Source organism: Alteromonas sp. 5NW40-0090, assembly GCF_057552975.1.
Genome location: NZ_BAAJLT010000001.1, coordinates 205,167 through 229,070 on the forward strand (window position 1 = coordinate 205,167; position 23,904 = coordinate 229,070).

Sequence of the window (23,904 nt, forward strand, 5' to 3'; positions counted from 1 at the left end):
AAGTGCGTACCTTATGCACTTCCCTTCGTCGGCCCACTGCGGCCGATTTTTTTACCTAAATTTAAGGTGAAAACATGCGCAATAAAACTTATACTTTAGAATTAAACAGTTGTTTAATTATCAGTAAATATTTTAGCTAATCCGCAGTATAGAGGTAGCAAATTCAATGACCGCTTGGTGTCGTTTTACAAGGGTGAAGTTTTGTCTACTTATTATCTTAGTCTTCAGCGACTCACTTCAAGCCCAGTTAGCTCATCATTCTTTAGAGCAAAGGCTTAAAAAGCTTAATGCTTATAGTCAACTAGCAGCATTAGTGATTTATAATTGGAATAGCCCATCAGCTATCGACAACGACCAGATAGTGATTGAGATTAAGAAGTCACAGATTCAAAATGATGAAAGTAGTGAAGGTATTATCTTCAGGCACTTACTGGCGACGGGAACGGCTAACGAGGTTGAAAAGCCTCGCGTTCCCATTTACGTAAAGTCGCCTTTGCTTAAGAACCATTGGGAAGAATTAAAATCTCTGAGTCCAGGTTTGTACGCTGCCACACGGGCTTATTATACTTACGCCAGAGCTATGAATGACTTTGACGGTTCATCTCAGCGAATTACCGTTACTGTGCCTGCGCTCAGACGCTTGAAGCGTGAAGTTCTGGAAACGGGGAGTAAAACCGCGACTGCTATAGCCAGCATATGGCTATCTATGGAACTCACGTTAGCTAATCCCATTCAGGCAATCAATGAAATAGAATATGCACTCCCCTATTTGCCCCCACGCGCTTCTACTTTAAATTTAGAAAACATTTTAGATAGCGATACTGCCCACGAATGGCTTCGCATTGCTTTTACAGAGTTATCTGTACCAAGCAGAGCTTACTCTCACTCAATGACTATAATCAAGCAAAGTAAACTCAATGACGAATTCGTTACGTGGGCATATTTTACTTCGATTGATTCTCTTCTCCTCCAAAATAAATACCAAGACGCATTGCTTATTTCCGACAAAGCTCTCGAATTTGTAAAAGACAAAAACTCTGCACTTGAAATGTTTCTGACCCTTTATCAAAGATTACGAGTGCTTATGATGGGGTTTCGGCAAACTCATGATAAGGAAATAGAGTCTGTCGTAAACAGATTAGACAAAATAGACATCAATCAAACTGCAACTAAACCAGAAGAACTTGTTTATCTTTATCAGTCCTATAAAGCAGTCTTTGAAAACGATAGTAAGCGACTCTTTTTGTCACTTCAAAAGTTCGAAGATGCAGTGCGAAAGAACGTATCCACAGATGGATTTAAGAAACAATATTTGTTGAGAAAAGAGCTTGAACTTACAAGAATTTACGACGCTGCCGGTAATTACGAAAAAGCCTACGAGCATTCAAAAGCGTACAACCAACTGCTCTTCGAGAAAAACACAGAGCAATTTCAGTTTTCTTCGTCTAATTTCTCAAATAGTATCGCTAAAGATATCGAGCTAGCCCATTATCGACAGAAAGAAATCAACGCACTGCAAGACGAAAAAGAAGGGTTATCCACCGATAAAGAAGCAATGAAAACTACCATTTTTGTACTCATTGTCACTATTCTTCTCATACTCGCTTTATGGCTTTGGATTTCTAAACGACAAAGTGATTTACTCGCAGAGAGGGACTCTCTTACTGGTGCCCTGACCCGTCGTGCAATGTTGAATAGCCTCAAGAAGTCATTAAAAGGCAACGGAACATCCTGCATAGCCCTACTTGATGTTGATAATTTTAAAAAGGTTAATGACAAATACGGTCACACTGTAGGCGATGAAGTGCTAACTACACTTACCCAGATAATACAAAAGAGAATTCGCAAATCAGATAAGCTATGTCGATATGGTGGCGAAGAGTTTTTGATTTATTTTTCTGACTCTGACCAACAGTCGGCGAAACGCATACTTGATGAATTGAACATGACGCTTTCACGCCAAAAACATTGGTGTCATACCAATGCACAATTCTCAGTTAGTTTTTCTTCCGGGCTGCTTAATGTGAATGGGGAAACCAATTTAGACACTATCATAAAAGCATGTGATGAGCTTCTCTATAAGGCCAAAAGGACCGGTCGTGCGCGCGTCGAAGCCTATGCATTTTAATTTTTCGCCAAACTTTATTTACGTATAGCCGTATAGAAAACACGCAAGGTCGCCGACTGACATAGAGACTCTATGTCATAGGTGTTAGCATGAGAAAAAAAGCATAGGGAATTTATATGGCTACTGGCACGATAATCTCGTTAGGTTTGTATTTTGTTGTAATGTTGGGAATAGGCCTTTTCGCCTATCGGCAAACAGACACCAACGTAGAAGGCTACATGCTTGGCGGCCGCCAATTAGGCCCCGCAGTAACCGCACTTTCAGCGGGTGCATCAGACATGAGTGGTTGGATGCTCATGGGTTTACCCGGCGCTATGTATGTTTCAGGCTTATCTGCAGGTTGGATTGCTGTAGGGTTAGTTCTAGGTGCGCTCGCAAATTATATGTTAGTTGCTCCGCGACTTCGCGTTTACACTGAAGTGGCTAATAACTCTATCACCCTCCCCGACTATTTTGAAAATCGCTTTGCCGATAACTCTCGCCTACTAAGAGTAATCGCGTCTGTGGTCATCGTTGTTTTCTTTACCCTTTACACATCATCTGGCGTAGTGGCTGGCGGAAAGCTATTTGAAACATCGTTTGGTTTAACTTACGAGACAGGTTTGTATGTTACCGCTGGTGTCGTTGTCGCCTACACCCTTGTTGGCGGTTTCATGGCCGTGAGCATGACCGATTTCGTACAAGGGTGCATCATGTTTGTTTCACTCATTATGGTACCTGCCGTTGTTATCAGTGAGCTCGGCGGAATTGGTGCCTCAATAGACGCTTTAGATACAATAAACCCTGCATTATTTGATGCGTTCATGGATGCCTCTACCAATGAAGCCTTGAGTGTGATTGGCATTGTTTCACTCATGTCTTGGGGGCTAGGCTACTTTGGGCAGCCTCATATTATTGTGCGTTTTATGGCGATACGTTCTGTTAAAGATATACCAACTGCCCGCAATATCGGTATGAGTTGGATGATTGTGTCGATTATTGGTGCGTTAATGACGGGGCTTTTCGGTCTTGCTTATGTAACAGGTAACGGAAACGAAATCGATCCTGAAACCGTCTTTATTTATCTCTCTCAAATACTGTTCCACCCGCTTATCGGGGGCTTTCTTCTTGCTGCCATTTTAGCGGCAATCATGAGTACTATTTCGTCCCAGCTGTTGGTAACCTCAAGTTCACTAACCAGCGACTTTTATCAGGCGTTCCTGAGACGTGATGCGTCAGATGGCGAGCTCGTTATTGCTGGTCGTGTCAGCGTAGTCGTTGTCGCGCTTGTAGCAATCTATCTAGCTTATGATAGAGACAGCACCATTTTGACACTTGTAAGTAATGCTTGGGCTGGCTTTGGTGCCGCCTTCGGACCGCTTGTACTATTTAGTCTGTTTAAGCGTGAAATGACTCGCCGTGCAGCACTGGGCGGTATGATTGTTGGTGCAGTGACGGTGTTACTGTGGATTTATCTTCCTATTGAAATTGGCGGCCAGAAGCTTGGTGACTGGATGTACGAGATTGTACCTGGGTTTATTTTATCCAGCTTAACCATCATGGTTTTAAGTAAATCTGGTTCGCCAAGAGAAGGTGTGGTCGATACGTTCGACGCTTTCCAGTCCAAATTGAGCGAAAAGTAAGCGAACGATACGTAAAAAGTCATTCGCAACAATAGTGAATAACAAGCCCTGTTTATATTTCTAAACAGGGCTTTTATCTTTTCACAGCCCTTGAAAAAATTAGCTTATGCTTCAATTGCGTGAAAATTTTATTTAATGGAATAAGATAGCTATTTTAAATAGCAAAATCGCATACTACTTTTGAAATTAAATATGTTATCGTTCTATGCAGAAAAATAACCCATATATAACTTTTTTGTATATAACATAAAATTCGGACTTCAAAATGACTGCTAGTATCCCGTCTGTAACGCATTTGAAACAACTCGAAGCCGAGAGTATCCAGATTTTCCGTGAGGTTGCTGCTGAGTTTGAAAACCCAGTTATGCTTTACTCTGTAGGAAAAGACTCTTCTGTGCTGCTTCACCTTGCCCGTAAAGCCTTCGCGCCCGGCAAAATTCCTTTCCCACTATTACACGTAGATACAACGTGGAAGTTTGGTGAAATGATTAAGTTCCGTGACGAACAAGCTAAGAAGCACGGTTTTGATTTGCTTGTTCACATCAATGAAGAAGGTGTTGAAGCTGGCGTTGGCCCATTTAGCCACGGTTCAGCAAAACATACTGACATCATGAAAACCCAAGCACTTAAGCAAGCGCTGAACAAATATAAGTTCGATGCTGCATTTGGTGGCGCTCGACGCGACGAAGAAAAATCACGTGCCAAAGAACGTGTTTACTCATTCCGCGACAGTAACCACCGCTGGGACCCAAAAAACCAGCGTCCAGAGCTTTGGAATATTTATAACTCTCAGGTTAACAAAGGTGAAAGCATTCGTGTATTCCCAATGTCTAACTGGACTGAGCTAGATATATGGCAATACATCTACCTAGAGAACATCGATATTCCACAACTTTACCTTTCTAAGCCTCGCCCTGTTGTTGAGCGCGACGGCATTCTTATTATGGTAGACGACGACCGTATGCCGCTAGAAGAAGGTGAAGTACCAGAGATGCGCTCTGTGCGTTTCCGTACTCTTGGCTGTTACCCACTGACCGGTGCGGTAGAGTCAGAAGCAGCAACCCTACCTGAAGTTATTCAAGAAATGCTGCTTACCAAGACGTCTGAACGTCAGGGCCGAGTTATCGACCATGACAGCGCAGGCTCGATGGAGAAGAAGAAAATGGAAGGGTACTTCTAATGGCCACCGACAACGTTGTTTGGCATAAACACGAAGTAAACAAGACCACCCGCTCTGAAAAGCTTGGTCAAACGCCTCGTGTATTTTGGCTAACGGGTTTAAGCGGCTCTGGTAAATCGACATTAGCAAACCTGCTTGAGAAAAAGCTTCATGAGCAGAACAAGCACACCTATCTGCTTGACGGCGACAACGTGCGCCACGGTCTGTGTGGCGACTTGGGTTTTAGCGATAAAGATCGCGTTGAAAACATTCGCCGCATTAGCGAAGTCGCTAAACTGTTTGTTGATGCCGGTACCATTGTGCTTACCGCTTTTATCTCGCCTTTCAAAGCCGACCGCGATTACTGCCGCAGCTTAATGGAAGGCGGAGAGTTTGTAGAAGTTTTTGTTGATACGCCACTTGAAGTGTGCGAGAAACGCGACCCGAAAGGGCTATACAAGAAAGCGCGTAGCGGTGAAATTAAGGACTTCACAGGTATTGATTCAGCCTATGAAGCACCTGAAGCGCCAGAAGTACACTTAACCTATCAGGATGAACCCGCAGAGCAAACCGCTGAGCGATTGTATGCTTTGCTTCAAGAAAAGGGATTGGTGTAATGACACAGCCTTTAAATAGTCTTGCACAAAAAGTGCTAGCTATCGCCAAAGAAGCCGGCGATAAGATAATGGCCATTTACGAGAAAGACTTCGCCATTTATGAAAAGCAGGATACCAGCCCACTAACAGAAGCTGACCTTGCCGCCCATAACGTAATCGTTAACGCCCTTGAAGCTGAATCTGATCTGCCGATTCTTTCTGAAGAGTCAGCAGATATTTCATGGGAAGAGCGCAAAACGTGGTCGTCATACTGGCTGGTAGACCCGCTAGACGGCACTAAAGAGTTTATTAAGAAAAACGGTGAGTTTACGGTAAATATTGCACTTATCGAAAACGGTAAACCGACCATGGGTGTGGTTTACGCGCCAGCACTAAACAAAAGCTATGTAGGTATTGTTGGAGAAGGTGCGTGGACTGAAGTGAATGACGAATTTACGGCTATTTCTGCGCGCAAGCACGATGGTGCCGAAGTGTGGAAAGTGGTAGGTAGTCGTTCTCACCAAAGCCCTGAAATTCAGAATTTATTGGCGCAGCTTGAAGGTGAAACCGAGCTTGTAGCGATGGGTAGTTCACTGAAGCTTTGCTTGGTGGCTGAGGGTGAAGCACATCTTTACCCTCGTTTAGGCCCAACATCTGAATGGGATACAGGTGCAGCACACGCCGTCGCACTAGCGGCAGGCGCAAACGTAACCGTACTTGATCCTGAAAATCCATTAGATGACAACGCTGACGCTCTTACGTACAACCAAAAAGAGTCTGTGTTAAACCCCTTTTTCCTTGTGAGCGCATAACATGAACAATGAAAACGAATTATTAAGACAGGACATTCTGTCTTATCTAGAACAACACGAAAAGAAAGACATGCTACGTTTCCTTACCTGCGGTAGCGTAGATGACGGTAAAAGTACCCTAATTGGTCGCTTGCTTCACGACTCTAAAATGATTTATGAAGACCAACTTGCCGCTATCACTAAAGACAGCAAAAAAGTGGGCACTACCGGCGAGAAAGTTGACCTTGCCCTTCTTGTAGACGGTCTTCAGTCTGAGCGTGAGCAAGGGATTACTATCGACGTAGCGTATCGCTACTTCTCTACTGACAAGCGTAAGTTTATCATCGCAGATACTCCGGGACACGAGCAGTACACCCGTAACATGGTAACGGGTGCCTCAACATGCGATCTTGCTATTATTCTTGTTGATGCTCGTGGCGGCGTTAAAGTACAAACGAAACGTCACTCGTTCCTAGTTTCTCTTTTAGGTATCAAACACGTTATTGTTGCTATCAATAAAATGGACTTGATGGACTATTCAGAAGAAGTATACAAGCAAATTCAGGAAGACTACCTGAAGTTTGCTGAGCAGCTTGATATTCCTGACATTCAGTTCGTACCTATTTCAGCACTTGAAGGCGACAACGTAGTAGGCAAGAGCGAAAAGACCCCTTGGTTTGACGGCACGCCACTTATGGAAATGTTGGAAAACATTGAAATTGGTGAAGATGACAACCTAGAAGATTTTCGCTTCCCTGTACAATACGTTAACCGCCCTAACCTAGATTTCCGTGGCTTTGCGGGTACCGTGGTATCTGGCCAAGTTGCACCAGGTGATGAAGTAACGGCACTTCCTTCTGGTAAGAAATCAAAAGTGAAGCAAGTCGTTACGTTTGAAGGCGACCAAGAGCGCGCTTATGTGCCTCAAGCGGTAACGCTAACGCTAGAAGATGAAATTGACATTTCTCGTGGCGACATGATTGTAAAATCAGATAACTTGCCATTGCTAAGCACACAATTTAAAACTCACCTTGTGTGGATGTCTGAAGAACCGCTAATGCCAAACAAGCAATATTTGTTTAAGTTCGCGACTAAATCAACGCCTGGGGTTGTTGCCCATATCGATAATCAAATTGATGTGAATACGCTAGAAGAAACGGATGCTATGCACTTAAATCTTAACGAGATTGGTGTGGTAGACGTTAAGTTTACTCAACCTGTTGCATGCGACCCGTATAAGCGTAACCGCCCTACTGGTTCTTTCATTGTTATCGATCGCCTTACCAACGGTACCGTTGGCGCGGGCATGATCATTGATGAAATTGCGGGTGACGCACAGCATACATCGCCTAATTTCTCTGAGTTCGAACTTGAATTCAATGCACTAGTACGCAAGCACTTCCCGCATTGGAACTCTGTGGATATCAGTAAACTTTAAGCAGGACTGGAGCAATATGGATGTGACCCAGTTCATCGTACTGGCAGTATTTGCCAGTACGATATGCGCGCTGATCGTTACCAATCAGCGCCCTTCCACTGTGTTTTCTGGTGCAGTGTTAGCTTTACTGGTTACCCAGCAGTTATCTCTTGATGACATCTTGCTAAATTTAACAAACAAGGGCCTTATTACCCTTGTTTTGTTGCTTTTGGTGAGCAGTGCAATTGATAAAACAGCGTTAATAAAACGTTTAGGTAGGAAACTAGTAAATGCTAACTTTACTCAATCCTATTGGCGCTTGTTTTCACTGACCTTTTTATCGTCTGCGCTATTAAACAATACAGCTATTGTGGCGAGCCTTATTGGTCCAATTAAGCAAAACCAATATCACCCTGCCTCCCGATTGCTAATCCCCCTCTCATATGCAGCTATTTTAGGTGGTACGGTCACCTTAATCGGTACGTCTACCAACCTGATTGTAGACAGCTTTTTGCAGGAGCATGGGCATCCGGGCTTTAGCTTTTTTGATTTCACACTTTATGGCACCGTAGCGGGTTTAAGCTGTGGTTTACTCATGTTCTTATTACTTCCTTTGCTACCTCATATTGGCAATAAGAGTAATAACTATCACGAGTATATGGTTGAAGCTGAAGTAGAGTCTGGTTCAGAACTCATAGGCAAAACCGTAGAACAAAACCATTTACGCAATTTACCAGAACTCTTTTTGGTAGAAGTGGTGCGCAATGGGAATCTTATTTCTCCTGTGGGCCCTGATTTGGTGATTCTCGAAAACGATAAATTGATATTTTCTGGCAACGTCCAAAAACTTGATAATCTTAGCCACATAAAGGGGCTAAGCATGTTCGCTGAGTCTGATGGGGTACTGCGTGAGAGCTTAACCGAGGTAGTGGTTGCCAATCGCGCTCAAGTTATTGGGCAAACCATAAAAAAACTTGGCTTTAGAGCCTTGTTTGATGCCGCCGTTGTGGCAATTCGGCGCGATGGAGAGCAGCTTTCAGGCAAGTTGGGAGAAATAAAGCTTCAAGCAGGTGACTTCTTACTTTTAGCTACGGGCCCTGACTTTGCGACGCGTCAAAATTTAAATAAAAACTTTTTTATTTTGTCAGAGCAAAAAATTGCCCGTCCACTAACGAACAAGCAAGAATGGATTACCCTTGGCGGCTTCCTTACCACAGTGTTACTAGCCGCGACTAACGTCATTTCATTGGCTATCGGTCTACTATTCTTAGCCGCTGTCCTTATTGGCGTTAGGGTTACGTCAAATGGCGAAATGAAACGCAATCTTCCGCTAAACTTAATTGTTGTGATAGTTGGTGCATTGAGTTTAGCCACTGCACTAGAAAACTCTGGGGTGATTATGACTACAACCGAAGCGCTAATGCCTCTTTTGGCGGGCACTGATTGGTTTGTAGCGCTCGTGGCAATCTACTTATTCACCCTACTTTTAACTGAGTTTGTAACCAACAATGCGGCTGCGGCATTAATGTTTCCTTTTGCTTACGGGCTAGTGCAAATTATCGGAGCGCCGCTAATGCCATTTGCTTTAGCAGTTGCCTTTGCGGCGAGCGCGAGCTTTATATCGCCATTTGGTTACCAGACTAACCTTTTGGTCTATAACGCTGCCAACTACAAATTTGCGCATTTCATAAAGATAGGGCTACCTATTTCTGTGATGTACAGCGCAATAGTGCTAACGCTGCTGAATATAACTTATCTGTAGACTGTTTATGGTTTGCAACCATAGAAAATGAGAGGGAAGCCTAGCTTCCCTTTTACCTCTATTTAACTGAGCGTGCGCCCTACGCTTAACTAGCCTTATACATTTTCCCTTACAAAAAATGTCTCTTTATCAGAATCTTGTGCTGTACATAATCTGTGCTCGCCAGTAACCTGTAAGCCTAAACTTATTCACGTGTTAACGAGCGATAACATATAGTCATTGTTTTACACAGAATCTGAACAACAAATAAAAACTAGAAAGAGGAGCAATGGATGCACACTGTGACGAATCCTTTCCAAGCGTGTAATGATATCTTTTTCAAACCGAATGGCGTCTTCAAAGCAGTTGGTGAGCATAACAACTGGAGCTGGATGCCATTTATCTTGATCATGGCTATTACGCTAGTATCACAATACCTTTACGTGAACTTCGTCGACATTGAGTGGTTTGCAAAGATGAACATAGCGGCACAAGGTGACATGAGCCCTGCAGAAGAAGAACAAATGAAAGCCTTCTTCACTAGAGATGCATTGCTTTGGTCTTCCATTATTGGCGCCTTTTTTGTTCCTATCATTATAAACGCTGTGTACGCCGTTTACGTGAACTTAATGACACGTTCAGATGACAGTCATGTTTACGGTTTTACTGACTGGTACGGTTTTGCGTGGTGGCTTTCAATGCCTTATGTGTTGACTGGTTTGGTTGGCGTTGCTCTGCTGTTGTTTGCTGGCGACCATCAGGTAGCGCCTTCAATCTTGTCGCCTGCGTCTCTTGGTTATATTGCGAATATCCCGATGGACTCGCCTTGGTATGCTTTCGGTCAAGCGTTAAGGCTAGAGCTTTTTTGGGGTATCTATCTTGCTACTGTGGGCATCTCGCAATGGACGTCTTTTCCTCTTAAGAAGGCAGCACTAATTGCATGCGCGCCGTATGTGGTTATTTATGGCATTTGGCTGATTGCCTTGGCGCTATTCTAAAACACCTCTATTCAATAGCCTTTTATCATTTGGCTACCAATTGGCGCTGTTTTCGTTGAAAAACGTGGGCAGCGCAACACACTTAAGTCCACAAGGGTAGCTGAATAGTCGGCTTACTTCCCTCGCGTAGTGGTCTAAAATAGTCGTTATTCTGATAAAACTCTTTATCTTGTTGAGTGTGCCATGAAGGTACGCCAAGCAAAGGCAGTGGCTTTAAAAGCGGTGTACTCTCAAAATAATTTAACGCTTTGATACGTGTAATCATGGCATCATCAACTATCGTTCGCTGCTGCCATTTATCAAGACGGCTAAAACCGTGAGGCACAGACACTGCTAGCCATTTGCCTGTGAGACCGACAAACGGATTAAGCATCATTTCTAAATTTGCGTGGCCAAAAATAAAGGGGCTTACTTTTGAATGCCACAAAGCTCGCTTGTAGACAAAAACTTTCTCCCATTCATGCGCGGCGAGGTCACCTAAGAATGCTTCCAACGCATTAGCTGTACAAGGCAAGGTTCCATTAATTTTGTTTTGCGAATTGGTGCCGTTATCAGAGAATTCACTGTATGAGCGCGGACTATTTTCTTCAGGTGTTTCGATAGCAAGTACTACTCCGCATTCATCGAAGTGAGTAATGCGATTGCGTCGTGACGTTCTGGGGTTTACACCATGGAGTTTAATGTCATTGATGTGTAGCTCATTTAACAACGATTTTGTTTTTGGAAATTGAAGCCAAATAAGGGCATTAAATAGATCATGCCAGCTTTGCTCACGAGTAGGCACAACCCCATCTTCGCTGATGATGGTTTCGTAGTAACGCTGATCATCTTCTGAAAACTGGCTTTGCCCTTTAAACAAAGGCCCTTTCCAAGAGTTACAGTAATGCACCGTTAAATTGTTTAGCAAATCAGGAGTAGGAAAAGCACTTTTATCAAGCAAGCCAACCTCTTCTAAAAGGTCCGTAACTGGTTTACTCGCGTGTTTTAATAGGTAGTCTTTACAGAAGGGTATTGAGTCTGATTGCATATCAACTATTGGTTCGCTTTGGGGTTTTCTCTATACTGGGTGCGTATTGTAGAGCAAACAGAGACTAACAATGAAAAAAGTGTTTTTGCCATTGCTTGTACCTACCCTTCTGGGCGTAAGTGCTTGCACACCTAATAACGACAGCACCTCAACAAACGAGTCCGCACAGAAAACCATGTCTGCAGCGTCTAACTTCGACAGTGTTTACAATAGTATTTCCGATGCCGACATTCGCGAGCCACTAAAAGTATTATCTTCAGATGAGTTTGAAGGTCGTTTACCGACAACTGAAGGTGAAAAGAAAACCATTGATTACCTGGTCAGTGAATTTACTAAAGTGGGACTTAAGCCAGGTAACGGCGATAGCTTCCTTCAAAAAGTAGCGCTTATGGAGATCACCGCTGATCCAGATATGACAATGACCATAGGCGACAATACCTTTGCCTACAAAGAGCAAATGGTTGCCTCTTCTAAGCGTGAACAAAGCTCTGTATCTCTTGAAGATTCGGAGCTGGTGTTCGTAGGTTATGGTGTAAATGCACCAGAGTATGACTGGAACGATTATGAAGGATTAGATGTTAAGGGCAAAACCGTGGTTATGCTAATTAACGACCCTGGTTTTGAAAACCCAGAAAGCGGTAAGTTTCAAGGTACTACCATGACCTATTATGGCCGTTGGAGTTACAAATACGAAGAAGCGAGCCGACAAGGAGCGGCGGGTGCCATTATTGTTCACGAAACTGCACCTGCCTCCTACGGCTGGTCAGTTGTTGCAAACAGCTGGAGTGGTCCGCAGTACGGTTTAGTGAGTGCCGATAAAGGCGCGAGCCGCGTTGCCGTTGAAGGCTGGCTTACGTTAGATGCAGCGAAAAAAGTGTTTGCCGATGCTGGCCTTGATTTCGACACAGAGAAAGCTAACGCCATGCAGGGTCCATATAGCAAAGCGATGGATATTAACGCGTCGGTTACCGTGAAAAACACTTTCAAAAAGTCAGAAAGCAACAACGTCATCGCCACGTTACCGGGTACCGAGTTTCCTGATGAGCATATTATCTACACAGCCCATTGGGATCATTTAGGTAAAGACGAAAGCAAAGAAGGTGACCAAATCTATAACGGCGCGCACGACAACGCCACAGGTACTGCAGCAATGCTTGCTATGGCTAAAGCCTATTCAGAACTTACGCCTGCACCTAAGCGTTCAGTGTCGTTTTTAGTAGTTACGGCTGAAGAGCAAGGTCTATTGGGCAGTAAATTTTATGCCAGCAACCCGGTTATTCCTATTGAGAATACCGTTGCAAACATCAATATGGATGCAATGAACGTATTGGGTAAAACCAAGAACGTGGCGGTTGTGGGCATGGGTAAATCAGAAATGGAAGATTACCTTGAAGCCGCTGCCGCAAAGCAAGGCCGAACTTTAACACAAGAAGACAGACCTGAAGCTGGTTACTATTACCGCTCAGATCACTTCAGCTTTGCCAAACAAGGTGTTCCAGCACTCTATGCAGAGGGCGGTAACGAACCAGAAGATGAAGAAACAGCTAAATATAGAAAACGCATGAATGTTATTGTTACGGGCTGCTACCACCAAGTATGCGATCAGTATCGCGATGATTGGGATTTAAGCGGAATTGTGCAAGACACGCAAATGCTGTTTGACGTAGGTGTGGGCGTTGCAAATGCAGACGCTTGGCCTAGGTGGAATAAAGCGAGTGAGTTTCAGCGCAAAGATTAATATCCGCACCGACTTCTAAGCGTTAAAAATGCTTAGTTATGCAGTAAAACTAAAAGGGCCTTTTTACAGGCCCTTTCTTATTTCTCATTCCAAAAGCACTGCTCCAAGCGGCTTCGAATCGCTATTTTTTACTATTCAGTAAACTCACGCGCTATTTATTTATGCACTCGAAATAGGATAAAAATGTTAATAAACGGCTATTTTGAGATAAAAGGAATAAGTATTTCCATTTTCTCATCATAATGTACTTGCAATTTCCTGCCAGACTGGCACATTCAAGGCACGCGAAAAAAGAATAAAAACAATCCTTCGCCCACTCGTACGCGAGTACCGACAGAAAAAACTTCAATTTATTTTTTTCAACAAGTGAACAGAGAGAATCCGTTATATGTGTGGTATTTTCGGTATCCTTGATATCAAAACCGATGTGTCTGAACTCAGAACCCAAGCCCTCGATTTATCAAAACTTTTGCGCCACCGTGGCCCTGACTGGTCGGGTATCTGGAATAATGACAATACCATTCTTTGTCACGAAAGACTGGCGATTGTCGACGTAGATACAGGGGCTCAGCCTCTTATCAGCCAAAACGATAAGCAAATTCTTGCTGTTAACGGCGAGATTTATAACCACAAGCAGCTAGCCGCTGACTTAGATGAGCCGTATCCATTTAAAACCCGTTCAGATTGTGAAGTTATCCTTCCGCTTTTTCAGCAAAAAGGTATCGACTTTATTGATGATTTAGAAGGCATGTTTGCGTTTATTCTTTACGATGAAGAACAAGATGCATACCTTATTGCCCGTGACCACATTGGCATTATTCCGCTTTATACGGGATATGATGAACACGGCAACTTCTATGTTTCATCGGAAATGAAAGCGTTAGCAGGCGTATGTAAAACAATCAGTGAGTTTCCTCCTGGCCACTACCTGTGGAGCAAAGAAGGTAAAATCACTAAGTACTACAAACGCGACTGGATGGAATACGACAACGTAAAAGACAACACCAGCAACCTAGAAGAGCTACGTGTAGCATTCGAGAAAGCGGTTAAGTCACACATGATGTCTGATGTACCTTACGCAGTACTTCTCTCAGGTGGTTTAGACTCATCATTGGTTTCTGCAGTCGCTGCACAGTACGTAGCTAAACGTGTTGAAGATGAAGACAAGACAGATGCATGGTGGCCTCGTCTGCACAGTTTTGCTGTAGGTCTTGAAGGTGCTCCTGATCTTAAAGCCGCGAAGAAAGTGGCGGATATGATTGGTACCGTTCACCATGAAATCCATTTTACTATTCAAGAAGGTTTAGATGCCATCCGTGATGTTATCTATCACTTGGAAACCTACGATACAACAACGATCCGCGCCGCTACTCCAATGTACTTAATGACACGCAAGATTAAAGCGATGGGCATTAAGATGGTGCTATCGGGTGAAGGTTCTGATGAAATTTTTGGTGGTTACTTATATTTCCATAAAGCGCCAAACGCCAAAGAATTCCACGAAGAGACAGTACGTAAGCTAGATCGACTTCACATGTTTGACTGTGCGCGTGCTAACAAAGCCACATCAGCATGGGGTGTAGAAGCTCGTGTGCCATTCTTAGATAAGAATTTCATTGACGTAGCTATGCGTTTAAATCCACAAGACAAAATGTGTCTAGATGGAAAAATGGAGAAGTGGATCCTTCGTAAAGCATTTGATAACGGCGAAACCCTTCCCGCGGAAGTACTGTGGCGTCAAAAAGAACAGTTTGGTGATGGTGTAGGTTATTCGTGGATTGATTCAATTCGTGATTTCGTTGAAAACGAAGTGACTGACCAGCAACTTGCAACAGCGGAGTTCCGCTTCCCAGTCAACACACCAGACACAAAAGAAGGCTACTACTATCGCACTATCTTCGAGAGCTACTTTCCTCAAGAAAGTGCGGCGCGCTGTGTACCAGGCGGTAAATCTATTGCGTGTAGTACAGCAGAGGCGCTTGAGTGGGATGAGAGCTTTAAAAACAACGCAGATCCTTCTGGCCGTTCGATGAAAGGCGTCCACGCAGGCGAGTCTTAATAGACAATCGTACAAGCAGATCTAATATTTAAAAAACGCGGCCTACGCCGCGTTTTTTATTGTCTATTTATTCTTTTGATGCTTCTCTTGTTGGTTTATACCATAAAGCAGAATTAGTAAGAGGGGTCTCAATAGGTAATAACGGATTTTCGAGAGTGAAAATTTTACGCTCATTAACCCCCAAAGACGCTAAGATTGGGGCGTAGGTAGATTCAAACAACGCATCAAAAGAGCCATCTTCAATGGCTCGGTTAAGGCCTGTTTCAATAAGATTCGCTAACGTCTTGTTACTTGAGCTTACAAAGTAATACATAGCGGTGGGGTAATACAGCGCCATTGTAGGCTCAAGATAAAGATTGTTACGACGACCTTCCGCCTCAAGCTCTGCATTTACTTCCATAACAGAACGAGGAAAAAAGTCCCCTTTCCCTTGTTTAATCATGTCATACGCTTCGCGGAATTCAGGCACAGTAAATACATTAAACCCACTGGCTTGAAGAATTTTGGTGTCTGGCCACTCTTCGCCTTGAATCGGTACGAGTTTACGCATATCGGTCAGCGACAGCACATCGTTGAACTTCGCCTTTTTATTTTCGTTAATAACGAAAACACGAAGACCTATAAGCCCTTTTGCGATTGGAATACGAATGGGGGTCAGTTCCTTTTCGCGCTGGCTATCCGTCATGCTCCATACTACGTTAACTTCTCTGTTTTCACGCAGCTGACGCATCGCTTTGCCGGTCAGCAATATACGATCAGAAGGGCGCAGCTCATAATTTACCCCCGTTTTATCAAGAGCGAGCTTAAGCAGAGCAATAGGGTATTGGGCACGGGCATCTGAGTCGTCTATAGGACGCGGATAAGTGATTGTCCAAGTAGCGGCTTCAGCAATCGATGCAGCAGTAAAAGAACATAACGTGAAGGCCGCTATTAGGGCTTTTTTTAGCAGATTAAAGCTATGCATCTTCATGTACCTTGTTAATTTGAGTACTTCAGCGCGAGATAAGTTTACTCGTAAAGCCTGCGCGCCTTAAACACCTATTCAATACCAATGTATTTATGTGTTTGTAAAGATAGCCGCCAGTTACGTTCAATACAAGTACGCACTGCAAGTTCGGTGGCTCGTTTCTGTTGGCTAATTGGTTGTAAACAAACCTGTTTTCCGTCTAGTGACGATACATTAGCAAGCAGCGCATCAAGCTCGTCAATATGCTTTTGCATGGCGATGGGGTGCTTGATTTCATTCGCTCTTTCAAGCGCACTTACTAAGACGTCATATCCGCCTTTCATGTTTATTTTAGGAGAAACCGTCACATACGTACGTGTGTCACAAAGTACTTCAAAAGTACCGCTGGTCTCTATTTGTGTCGTGTACCCGTTGTCGTGAAGTAGGCTCGTCAGAGGACGTAGGTCGTACATACATGGCTCACCGCCGGTAATAACCACATGCTTTGCCATATAGCCTTGTTTCCCAAACTCAGCCAGCAAAGCCTCCTCACTGGAGATGAAATAAGTTTCAGACTCTTCGCCCTTTGTGATCACAGCTTGTGGCGACACGCTCAAGTCAGGCTTAATTTCCCATGTGTGTTTGGTATCACACCATGGACAGCCCACAGGACAGCCTTGTAAACGAACAAAGATAGAAGGAATACCAGTGTGAGCACCTTCACCCTGGATAGTTTCAAACATCTCATTGATGTTTAATGTGGACATTACAGACAATTTGATACCCTTTAACGATTGTATGTTGGGATTTTACCAAGGATCACATAAAATTCGGGCATAATTTCTTAAATCTTCGAAAAACTATGTCAGAAAACGTTGTTGTTATTTATTCAGGAGGCATGGACTCCTTCACAGTGCTGCACAGAGCGCTTAAAGCAGGTAAAAAAGTTCATGCACTGAGCTTTAACTACGGTCAACGCCACAAAAAAGAGCTAGATTATGCGGCGAACGTATGCAAATCCCTAAATGTCCCACACAAAATTGTTGATATTAGCGCTATAAATACGCTTATCGGTGGCTCTGCCCTCACGTCAGATATCGACGTACCAGAAGGCCACTATGAAGAGCCAAGCATGAAGCAAACCGTGGTGCCAAATCGTAATATGATATTACTCTCACTAGCCGTTGGCTACGCAGTAAGTTTAGAGGCTAACGAAGTTTATTATGGTGCTCACTCTGGCGATCACGCCATTTATCCAGATTGCCGCCCTGAATTCGTGCATAAAATGAATGATGTATGCGGGATTGCTAACTATACTCCCGTTACTATTATGACGCCTTATATTGACGACAGCAAAACGGCTATTTTAACGGACGGCTTGTCGATGGGACTGGATTATGGACAGACCTGGACCTGTTATAATGGCAGGGAAAAAGCGTGTGGAAAATGCGGAGCGTGCGAAGAACGCCTAGAGGCATTTAAAGAAAACGATGCAATCGATCCTTTAGAGTACGAATAAACGTTGCGCTAACCGGCACACGTTGTCCGATAAAAAAGCACCCCTTGTTTACGTGTTTTTAGACGCGTTCAGACAAGAGGTGTTTTCATATCGCTTGCGTTGATAAATCTACTTCTGACTTTCAGAAATAAAATAGCTTAACTCTTTAATACAGTGACGTAAGACCGGATTTAACCGTGTGTTTTTGCCATTCATAACAAACAACTCGTGACTGAAGTTAAATAAACTCCCCTGCGCAATTGGAACAAGTCCTAGCGCCGCCCCTTGCTCTTTTGCCATATAATCTGGCAACAAACCTATGTATTCACCGGTCATTATCGCCGACATTGCTGCGTCAAATGAATCAGAGAAGGTCTGGATAGATAGCCTGGTTTCATCTTCGATATAGTTAGCTGACGATAAGCCTGAAATTCCGATAGCAGGATAGTCACCAATTTTAACGCCTTCTGGTAACTCAGTATCGCGATACTTCGCCAAAGGGTGAGTTGGCGCGCAGTACAATCGTCCTTCCGTCTTAATCCCGACGGGGTGGAAAGTTACTGATTCAGGCTTAACCATATCGTAGGTTGAAACAACAAGATGGCATTCGCCAGATAGCGCGACATGTTCAACCTCGTTGTAAAGACGTGTTTGAATATTCACATGAATATCGTCAAACTTCTTCATAGTACTTTTAACCGCTTTACTCACGGCTAAATGCATTGAAAGTGGAAGGCCCGCCATTAACACTAGCGTGATATGGCCGGAGTAGTCATCGTGCAGCGATTTCAGGTTGAACACAAAGTTGTCGAAGGCATTGAAGATGCGCTTGGTTTCTTGAAAAACCACCTCGCCTTCTTTTGTCATTTGAAAGCCACCACGGCCACGGTGGCATAGCACCAAGTCTAAACGCTCTTCTAGCTTTTTGATTGCGGCACTGATATTGGGGCGTTGCATACGCAACACAGGTTCTGCCGCAGTAAATCCGTTGCAGCTCGCTACCGCGTAAAACACTCGCAGTAGCTTGATATCTGACTCCTGAAGACGATTAAGCATATTAGCACCTGTTTATAGGTATAGTTATCGATACTCAAGCTAGAACTATATGTAACTAATTGCGCTATTACAACGATATTTTACGGCTTTTCGTCTCATTATGTGATGAAAATTACAAATTTGTGCTAGCCAGGTCGGCATTAAACCCAGAATATCTATAGGAATATAAAGGCCATTAAAGAAGAAATACGCTTAAGCTCAGTAAGAGTTATTTAGTTTAATACTAAAGCACGCATACTAGGGCCTGTTGACCTTTGCATTACATCATAGATCAACAGGCCTAGATAAATTCTCGACACATTGCAGCGAAAAAAGAGTGTCGTTATCTTTCGATAAGTGTGGACTAGGACAGTGTAACTACCTGCTTTCTCAGCGCTTCTATATCATCACGCAATGATGCAGCTTTTTCAAATTCGAGTTCTCGAGCATATTCGAACATCTGCTTTTCAAGCTCGGTTATCTGGTCCATCAGCTCAGTGGCACTAGCTGTTTTCTGCTGTTTTTTCTTCTCTTCAACTTTGCGCAGTCTGACTTTACCTGACGCAGGGTGTGCAGAGTCGCCTAAGTCCATAATGTCGGTAATAGGCTTATTAAGTCGCATTGGCGTAATACCGTTTGCCTCATTATGCGCCATTTGCTTCTCACGACGGCGCTCGGTCTCGTCCATCGCTTTTTTCATCGACTTGGTAATACTGTCAGCGTACAAAATAGCTTTACCATTCACGTGACGCGCGGCTCTACCAATAGTCTGGATTAACGAACGTTCAGCGCGCAAGAAGCCTTCTTTGTCGGCATCTAAGATAGCCACAAGAGACACTTCCGGCATGTCTAGACCTTCACGCAGCAGGTTAATACCAACCAGCACGTCGAATTTACCTAACCGCAAGTCTCGGATTATTTCAATTCGCTCTACGGTATCGATGTCCGAATGCAGATAACGAACCTTAACGCCATGCTCATTTAAATACTCGCTTAAATCTTCAGCCATACGCTTGGTTAAGGTAGTAATAAGCACACGTTCGTCAAGCTCTACCCGCTTTTGAATTTCAGACAGGACATCATCAACCTGAGTGGCTACAGGCCGTACTTCAATAACAGGGTCTAGCAAACCTGTTGGACGTACGACCTGCTCTACTATCTCACCGTCAGTTTTCTTTAATTCATAATCGCCTGGCGTCGCAGAAACATAGATGGTTTGGGGACAAATCTGTTCAAATTCTTCAAACTTAAGCGGACGATTGTCCAATGCCGACGGCAGCCTGAAACCAAACTCCACCAAGGTCTCTTTTCTAGAGCGATCCCCGCGATACATTGCCCCTACTTGAGAGACAGTTACGTGAGACTCGTCGATAAACATTAGGCCATCTGCTGGAAAATAGTCCAATAAGGTTGGAGGTGGTTCGCCCGGTGCTCTTCCTGAAAGATAGCGAGAGTAATTCTCGATCCCAGAACAATAGCCAAGCTCCATCATCATCTCGATATCGAACTGGGTTCGCTGTGAAATACGCTGCTCTTCAATCAGCTTGTTCGCCTCCTGAAGCTGCTTTTTGCGATCGCCAAGTTCTTCCTTGATATGCTCAATAGCATTGAGGATTTTCTCTCGTGGGGTTACATAATGCGTTTTAGGAAAAACCGTTGCTCGAATAACTGACTTATCGACAGCCCCGGTTAGCGGGTCGAACAGGCTAATTTTATCTATCTCGTCGTCAAAAAGCTCGACCCTTACGGCTTGCTTTTCAGAGTCCGCAGGGAAAATATCTATAACATCGCCACGCACACGGAACGTACCCCTTTCAAAGGCTAAATCGTTACGCTTGTACTGCAGTTCTGCAAGGCGACGTAAAATGTCACGTTGGTCCATGGTGTCGCCCTGGCGAAGGTGCAATAGCATCTTCATGTAGGATTCAGGGTCCCCCAAACCATAAATAGCCGACACACTCGCTACAATGACTACGTCTCTGCGCTCCATCAACGCTTTAGTGGCGGACAGTCGCATTTGTTCAATGTGATCATTGATTGATGCGTCTTTCTCAATAAAGGTATCTGTACTTGGAACGTAGGCTTCTGGCTGATAATAATCATAATATGAAACGAAGTACTCTACGGCGTTGTTGGGGAAGAACTCTTTCATCTCACCGTAAAGCTGAGCAGCTAAGGTTTTGTTGTGTGCAAGAATAAGCGTTGGTCTCTGCACTTCTTTAATGACATTAGCCATGGTAAAGGTTTTACCCGACCCCGTAACACCTAGCAGTGTTTGGCCGGCCAAGCCACTTTCTAGGCCATCCACCAAAGCTTCTATTGCTTTTGGCTGGTCGCCTGCTGGCTTGTATTTAGAATGAAGCTCAAACCCTCTACTCATTTACTTAACCTTTTCTTTAGCTTACTGCTTAACATCTTGCTTGCGGTCAAACTACTCACATTAAAACCGCACAACCTTAAATAGCCGCTCTGGTATTAGCTGTGCTCAGACGTTTCTTTATCTGATTCAAACTGAGTAATCGCACGTTTGAAAACAACAAATGAAACACACGCCATTGCAATATTGGCAATGACTGTTCCTGCAAATAACCCTTTCAGTTCAAATAGAAAACTACCCGCAACGCTGATAGGTACGAAGAAAACAAATAAGCGGATGACACTTAACGTTAATGCCGTCATTGGACGATGCATGGCATTCAACGATGAGTTAGTCAGAATGATAATGCCTTGCATGCCATAACCCAGCGGCACAATCATAAGAAACAACTGTATTAGTACGCTTACCTCTGCTTCATTAGCAAAAGCGACGGCTATCCAGCTAGACAGTCCCCACATAACAAGAAAAATGGCGAACTGCCAAACCAGAACAAATTTTAATGTAAGCGAATATGCCGTTTTTACCCGTTCTACTTGGCCTGCCCCAACGTTTTGACTGATAAATGGAGGCAGTGTCATGGAAAGTGCTAGCACAACAATACTTGCAATAGACTCCATTCTATTTCCTACTCCCCACGCTGCAACCGCTTCGGCGCCGTAACCAGCAACTACAGCTGTCATCACGCCACCGGCAACAGGGGTAAGCATATTAGCACCCGCCGCAGGTAGTCCTATTTTGAGAATTTCACGGCTGCTATCACGCAGCTCGGCAAGTGTCAGCAGTCGAGGCAACATCAACTTTCGACGAACGGCTAAAATATAAAGAATCCATAATGCACCAACTATCCACGCTATGAAGGTAGCGAGTGCCGCGCCTTTTATTCCCATTGCTGGAATGGGCCCAAGGCCGAAAATGAATATAGGATCAAGCAACGCGTTTAATCCGCCGCCTGCCGCCATAACAATACTGGGTGTGCGGGTATCGCCACACGCTCGCAGCACACTATTGCCCACCATCGGCATGGCCAGAAAGATACTCGACAAGTACCATAATCCCATATAGTCAGATATGTAAGGCATGAGATTGTCTGTTGCATTAAGCAACTTGAACACAGGCTCTATGGTGAAAAAGCCAATTGCAGCTAATGCACCCACAAGCAAAACGGACAGCATTAATGAACCCGTCGCATAATGTTGAGACTTGGTTATTTCTTTACTGCCCTGTAATTTGCCTATAATTGCAGAGGTACCAATACCTAAACCTATGTTTAGGCTTATTACGGTAAAAGTAACGGGAAAGGTAAAACTAATAGCAGCTAGAGGGTCGGTGCCCAACAAGCTCACAAAAAAGGTATCGATAAGTCCAAAGCTCATCATCATTACCATTCCCAGAATCATGGGAATAGTCATACGCTTTAACGTAGTACCTATATCTCCTTCCAATAAGTCGGAAGTACGTTGTTTAGCGTTACTTTTTATCACTTGAGCTCCGGCAAACTAAAAATCCCCTCATCAATTGCGCGTTAGTGTAAAAGAGTGAACACTATTTAGCTATGCGTATTCGACAAACAAAACAAAGCATAAGAGGGTTGTATAAAAAGCGATGTTTTTGACAAAAGTACGTGCGATGAACCATTTCGCTGGCTACGCCACAAAACTACTAGTTTTTTGTAAAAATAAATCAAAACTCGTGCGTATGTTTTCATTACAGTTTAATTTCTATCCTGTTTCACTTTTAATATGCAGGCAAAACGTCTCGGGCACATCGAGCTATCCAAATAGAGCGTTTAAAAGACACACAAAAATGTTAACAAAATGTAAGGCGTTGAGAATTAAGATGGATTTCATTGAATAGCATTTAGGCATTCGTTGAATTAACACACAAGCTAATTTTTGTTCAACCGATCTATTCTGATCGGGAAACAAGATCAAAAAAAACACCCTAAAGCTTTGTATTAAAAAGATTATCCACTTAATAACGCCATAACCTGATTAGATCAATACGTAAGCGATCTCGTAAATAACTACAGCGATTCTAAGCTATCAACATAGTTATCCACAGATTTAGTGGATAACTAACGCCAGACCATATTCGGCGGGATTTCGTGCTCGATTAATTTCTCAGCACGTAAGTGGTGACTAACCTTTTAATCCTCAGGTACAGGTTACAGATTTATTAAAACCTGTACATAATACCAGTATGGAAGCGCTTTTTTATTCTATTTAGTTATACCCTTTAACTTAAGTGAGATATATAAGTAAACGAGATGGTAAAACTATCAATTACTAAAACAACCTCTTGTTCATAAGCGATGAGGGAATAATGTGCAGTTATTAACCATCACTTTCTCAGCATTGACGACAAAATGAACATAAAAGCCGTAAAAAGCTATTTTTTGCGCAGTCAGCACAAATATTTCATTTATGTTGTTGACAGTTCCTAAGTACGTCTTTAATATTCGCCTCCGTTGAAGCACAGGTCCCCCTTAGCTCAGTTGGTTAGAGCGACGGACTGTTAATCCGCAGGTCCCCCGTTCGAGTCGGGGAGGGGGAGCCAACTTCAGCAAACAACTTAGGTGTCGATTCCCCCTTAGCTCAGTTGGTTAGAGCGACGGACTGTTAATCCGCAGGTCCCCCGTTCGAGTCGGGGAGGGGGAGCCACTTAGTTGGCTCTTAATCGCCTCACCCACTTCATTCTATTTTAATTCCTAAAACAACGCGTTTAGACATTAAATAACCCTAATTCAATCAAGTTGTTAAACCCGTTCTAAAA

At 43.6% G+C, this 23,904-nt stretch carries 17 protein-coding genes and 2 tRNA genes; 13 read left to right on the plus strand and 6 right to left on the minus strand.

Annotated elements, in window-relative coordinates; translation table 11 throughout:
* The first annotated feature begins 166 nt into the window (after positions 1-166).
* From AC27KT_RS00890 to AC27KT_RS00925, 8 genes are all read left to right on the plus strand, one after another.
* On the plus strand, positions 167-2,128 hold the full coding sequence (locus AC27KT_RS00890) for a GGDEF domain-containing protein (protein ID WP_487126618.1): 1,962 nt from the start codon (positions 167-169) through the stop codon (positions 2,126-2,128).
* A 116-nt stretch (positions 2,129-2,244) separates the two neighbouring features.
* Entirely contained in the window at positions 2,245-3,750 is a 1,506-nt protein-coding gene (gene putP / locus AC27KT_RS00895) for a sodium/proline symporter PutP (protein WP_487126620.1), read from the plus strand.
* A 265-nt stretch (positions 3,751-4,015) separates the two neighbouring features.
* The gene (gene cysD / locus AC27KT_RS00900) at positions 4,016-4,930 is read left to right on the plus strand and encodes a sulfate adenylyltransferase subunit CysD (RefSeq protein WP_014976001.1); all 915 of its coding nucleotides are present in this window, start codon (positions 4,016-4,018) and stop codon (positions 4,928-4,930) included.
* Entirely contained in the window at positions 4,930-5,526 is a 597-nt protein-coding gene (cysC, locus tag AC27KT_RS00905) for an adenylyl-sulfate kinase (RefSeq protein WP_487126622.1), read from the plus strand. Before cysD ends, cysC begins: the two co-directional genes overlap by 1 nt.
* Positions 5,526-6,317 (plus strand): 3'(2'),5'-bisphosphate nucleotidase CysQ, encoded by a 792-nt coding sequence (gene cysQ / locus AC27KT_RS00910; RefSeq protein ID WP_487126624.1) that lies wholly within the window; start codon positions 5,526-5,528, stop codon positions 6,315-6,317. Before cysC ends, cysQ begins: the two co-directional genes overlap by 1 nt.
* Position 6,318: 1 nt before the next feature.
* Positions 6,319-7,734 (plus strand): sulfate adenylyltransferase subunit CysN, encoded by a 1,416-nt coding sequence (gene cysN, locus AC27KT_RS00915; RefSeq protein ID WP_487126626.1) that lies wholly within the window; start codon positions 6,319-6,321, stop codon positions 7,732-7,734.
* A 16-nt stretch (positions 7,735-7,750) separates the two neighbouring features.
* The gene (locus AC27KT_RS00920) at positions 7,751-9,475 is read left to right on the plus strand and encodes an SLC13 family permease (protein WP_487126628.1); all 1,725 of its coding nucleotides are present in this window, start codon (positions 7,751-7,753) and stop codon (positions 9,473-9,475) included.
* A gap of 272 nt (positions 9,476-9,747) precedes the next feature.
* Positions 9,748-10,452 carry a YIP1 family protein gene (locus AC27KT_RS00925; RefSeq protein WP_487126630.1) on the plus strand — a complete coding sequence of 235 codons (705 nt, stop codon included), beginning with the start codon at positions 9,748-9,750 and terminating at the stop codon, positions 10,450-10,452.
* Positions 10,453-10,534: 82 nt separating this feature from the next.
* On the opposite strand, the gene AC27KT_RS00930 is transcribed toward AC27KT_RS00925, so the two are convergent.
* Positions 10,535-11,479, minus strand: a complete 945-nt coding sequence (locus AC27KT_RS00930; RefSeq protein WP_487126632.1) for a DUF3025 domain-containing protein — start codon at positions 11,477-11,479, stop codon at positions 10,535-10,537.
* 70 nt (positions 11,480-11,549) lie between these two features.
* Between AC27KT_RS00930 and AC27KT_RS00935 the strand changes: the two genes are divergently transcribed.
* Both AC27KT_RS00935 and asnB read left to right on the plus strand, forming a co-directional pair.
* On the plus strand, positions 11,550-13,217 hold the full coding sequence (locus tag AC27KT_RS00935) for a M28 family metallopeptidase (protein WP_487126634.1): 1,668 nt from the start codon (positions 11,550-11,552) through the stop codon (positions 13,215-13,217).
* Between the two features lie 388 nt (positions 13,218-13,605).
* Positions 13,606-15,276 carry an asparagine synthase B gene (asnB, locus tag AC27KT_RS00940; RefSeq protein ID WP_487126636.1) on the plus strand — a complete coding sequence of 557 codons (1,671 nt, stop codon included), beginning with the start codon at positions 13,606-13,608 and terminating at the stop codon, positions 15,274-15,276.
* Between the two features lie 67 nt (positions 15,277-15,343).
* On the opposite strand, the gene AC27KT_RS00945 is transcribed toward asnB, so the two are convergent.
* Positions 15,344-16,240 (minus strand): type 2 periplasmic-binding domain-containing protein, encoded by an 897-nt coding sequence (locus AC27KT_RS00945; RefSeq protein ID WP_487126638.1) that lies wholly within the window; start codon positions 16,238-16,240, stop codon positions 15,344-15,346.
* Positions 16,241-16,314: 74 nt separating this feature from the next.
* Entirely contained in the window at positions 16,315-16,989 is a 675-nt protein-coding gene (gene queE, locus AC27KT_RS00950) for a 7-carboxy-7-deazaguanine synthase QueE (RefSeq protein ID WP_487126974.1), read from the minus strand.
* Between the two features lie 95 nt (positions 16,990-17,084).
* On the opposite strand from queE, the gene queC reads away from it, so the two are divergent.
* Complete coding sequence (gene queC / locus AC27KT_RS00955) at positions 17,085-17,741, plus strand: 7-cyano-7-deazaguanine synthase QueC (RefSeq protein ID WP_487126640.1); 657 nt, start codon at positions 17,085-17,087, stop codon at positions 17,739-17,741.
* A gap of 108 nt (positions 17,742-17,849) precedes the next feature.
* On the opposite strand, the gene AC27KT_RS00960 is transcribed toward queC, so the two are convergent.
* From AC27KT_RS00960 to AC27KT_RS00970, 3 genes are all read right to left on the minus strand, one after another.
* The gene (locus AC27KT_RS00960; protein ID WP_458730210.1) at positions 17,850-18,776 is read right to left on the minus strand and encodes a LysR family transcriptional regulator; all 927 of its coding nucleotides are present in this window, start codon (positions 18,774-18,776) and stop codon (positions 17,850-17,852) included.
* Between the two features lie 343 nt (positions 18,777-19,119).
* Positions 19,120-21,135 (minus strand): excinuclease ABC subunit UvrB, encoded by a 2,016-nt coding sequence (gene uvrB, locus AC27KT_RS00965; protein WP_014948785.1) that lies wholly within the window; start codon positions 21,133-21,135, stop codon positions 19,120-19,122.
* A 95-nt stretch (positions 21,136-21,230) separates the two neighbouring features.
* The gene (locus AC27KT_RS00970) at positions 21,231-22,613 is read right to left on the minus strand and encodes an MATE family efflux transporter (protein ID WP_039226571.1); all 1,383 of its coding nucleotides are present in this window, start codon (positions 22,611-22,613) and stop codon (positions 21,231-21,233) included.
* Between the two features lie 998 nt (positions 22,614-23,611).
* Here AC27KT_RS00970 and AC27KT_RS00975 point away from each other — a divergent pair.
* Both AC27KT_RS00975 and AC27KT_RS00980 read left to right on the plus strand, forming a co-directional pair.
* Positions 23,612-23,688: transfer RNA gene (locus tag AC27KT_RS00975), tRNA-Asn, on the plus strand.
* A 27-nt stretch (positions 23,689-23,715) separates the two neighbouring features.
* A tRNA-Asn gene (locus tag AC27KT_RS00980) sits at positions 23,716-23,792 on the plus strand.
* Positions 23,793-23,904: the final 112 nt, after the last annotated feature.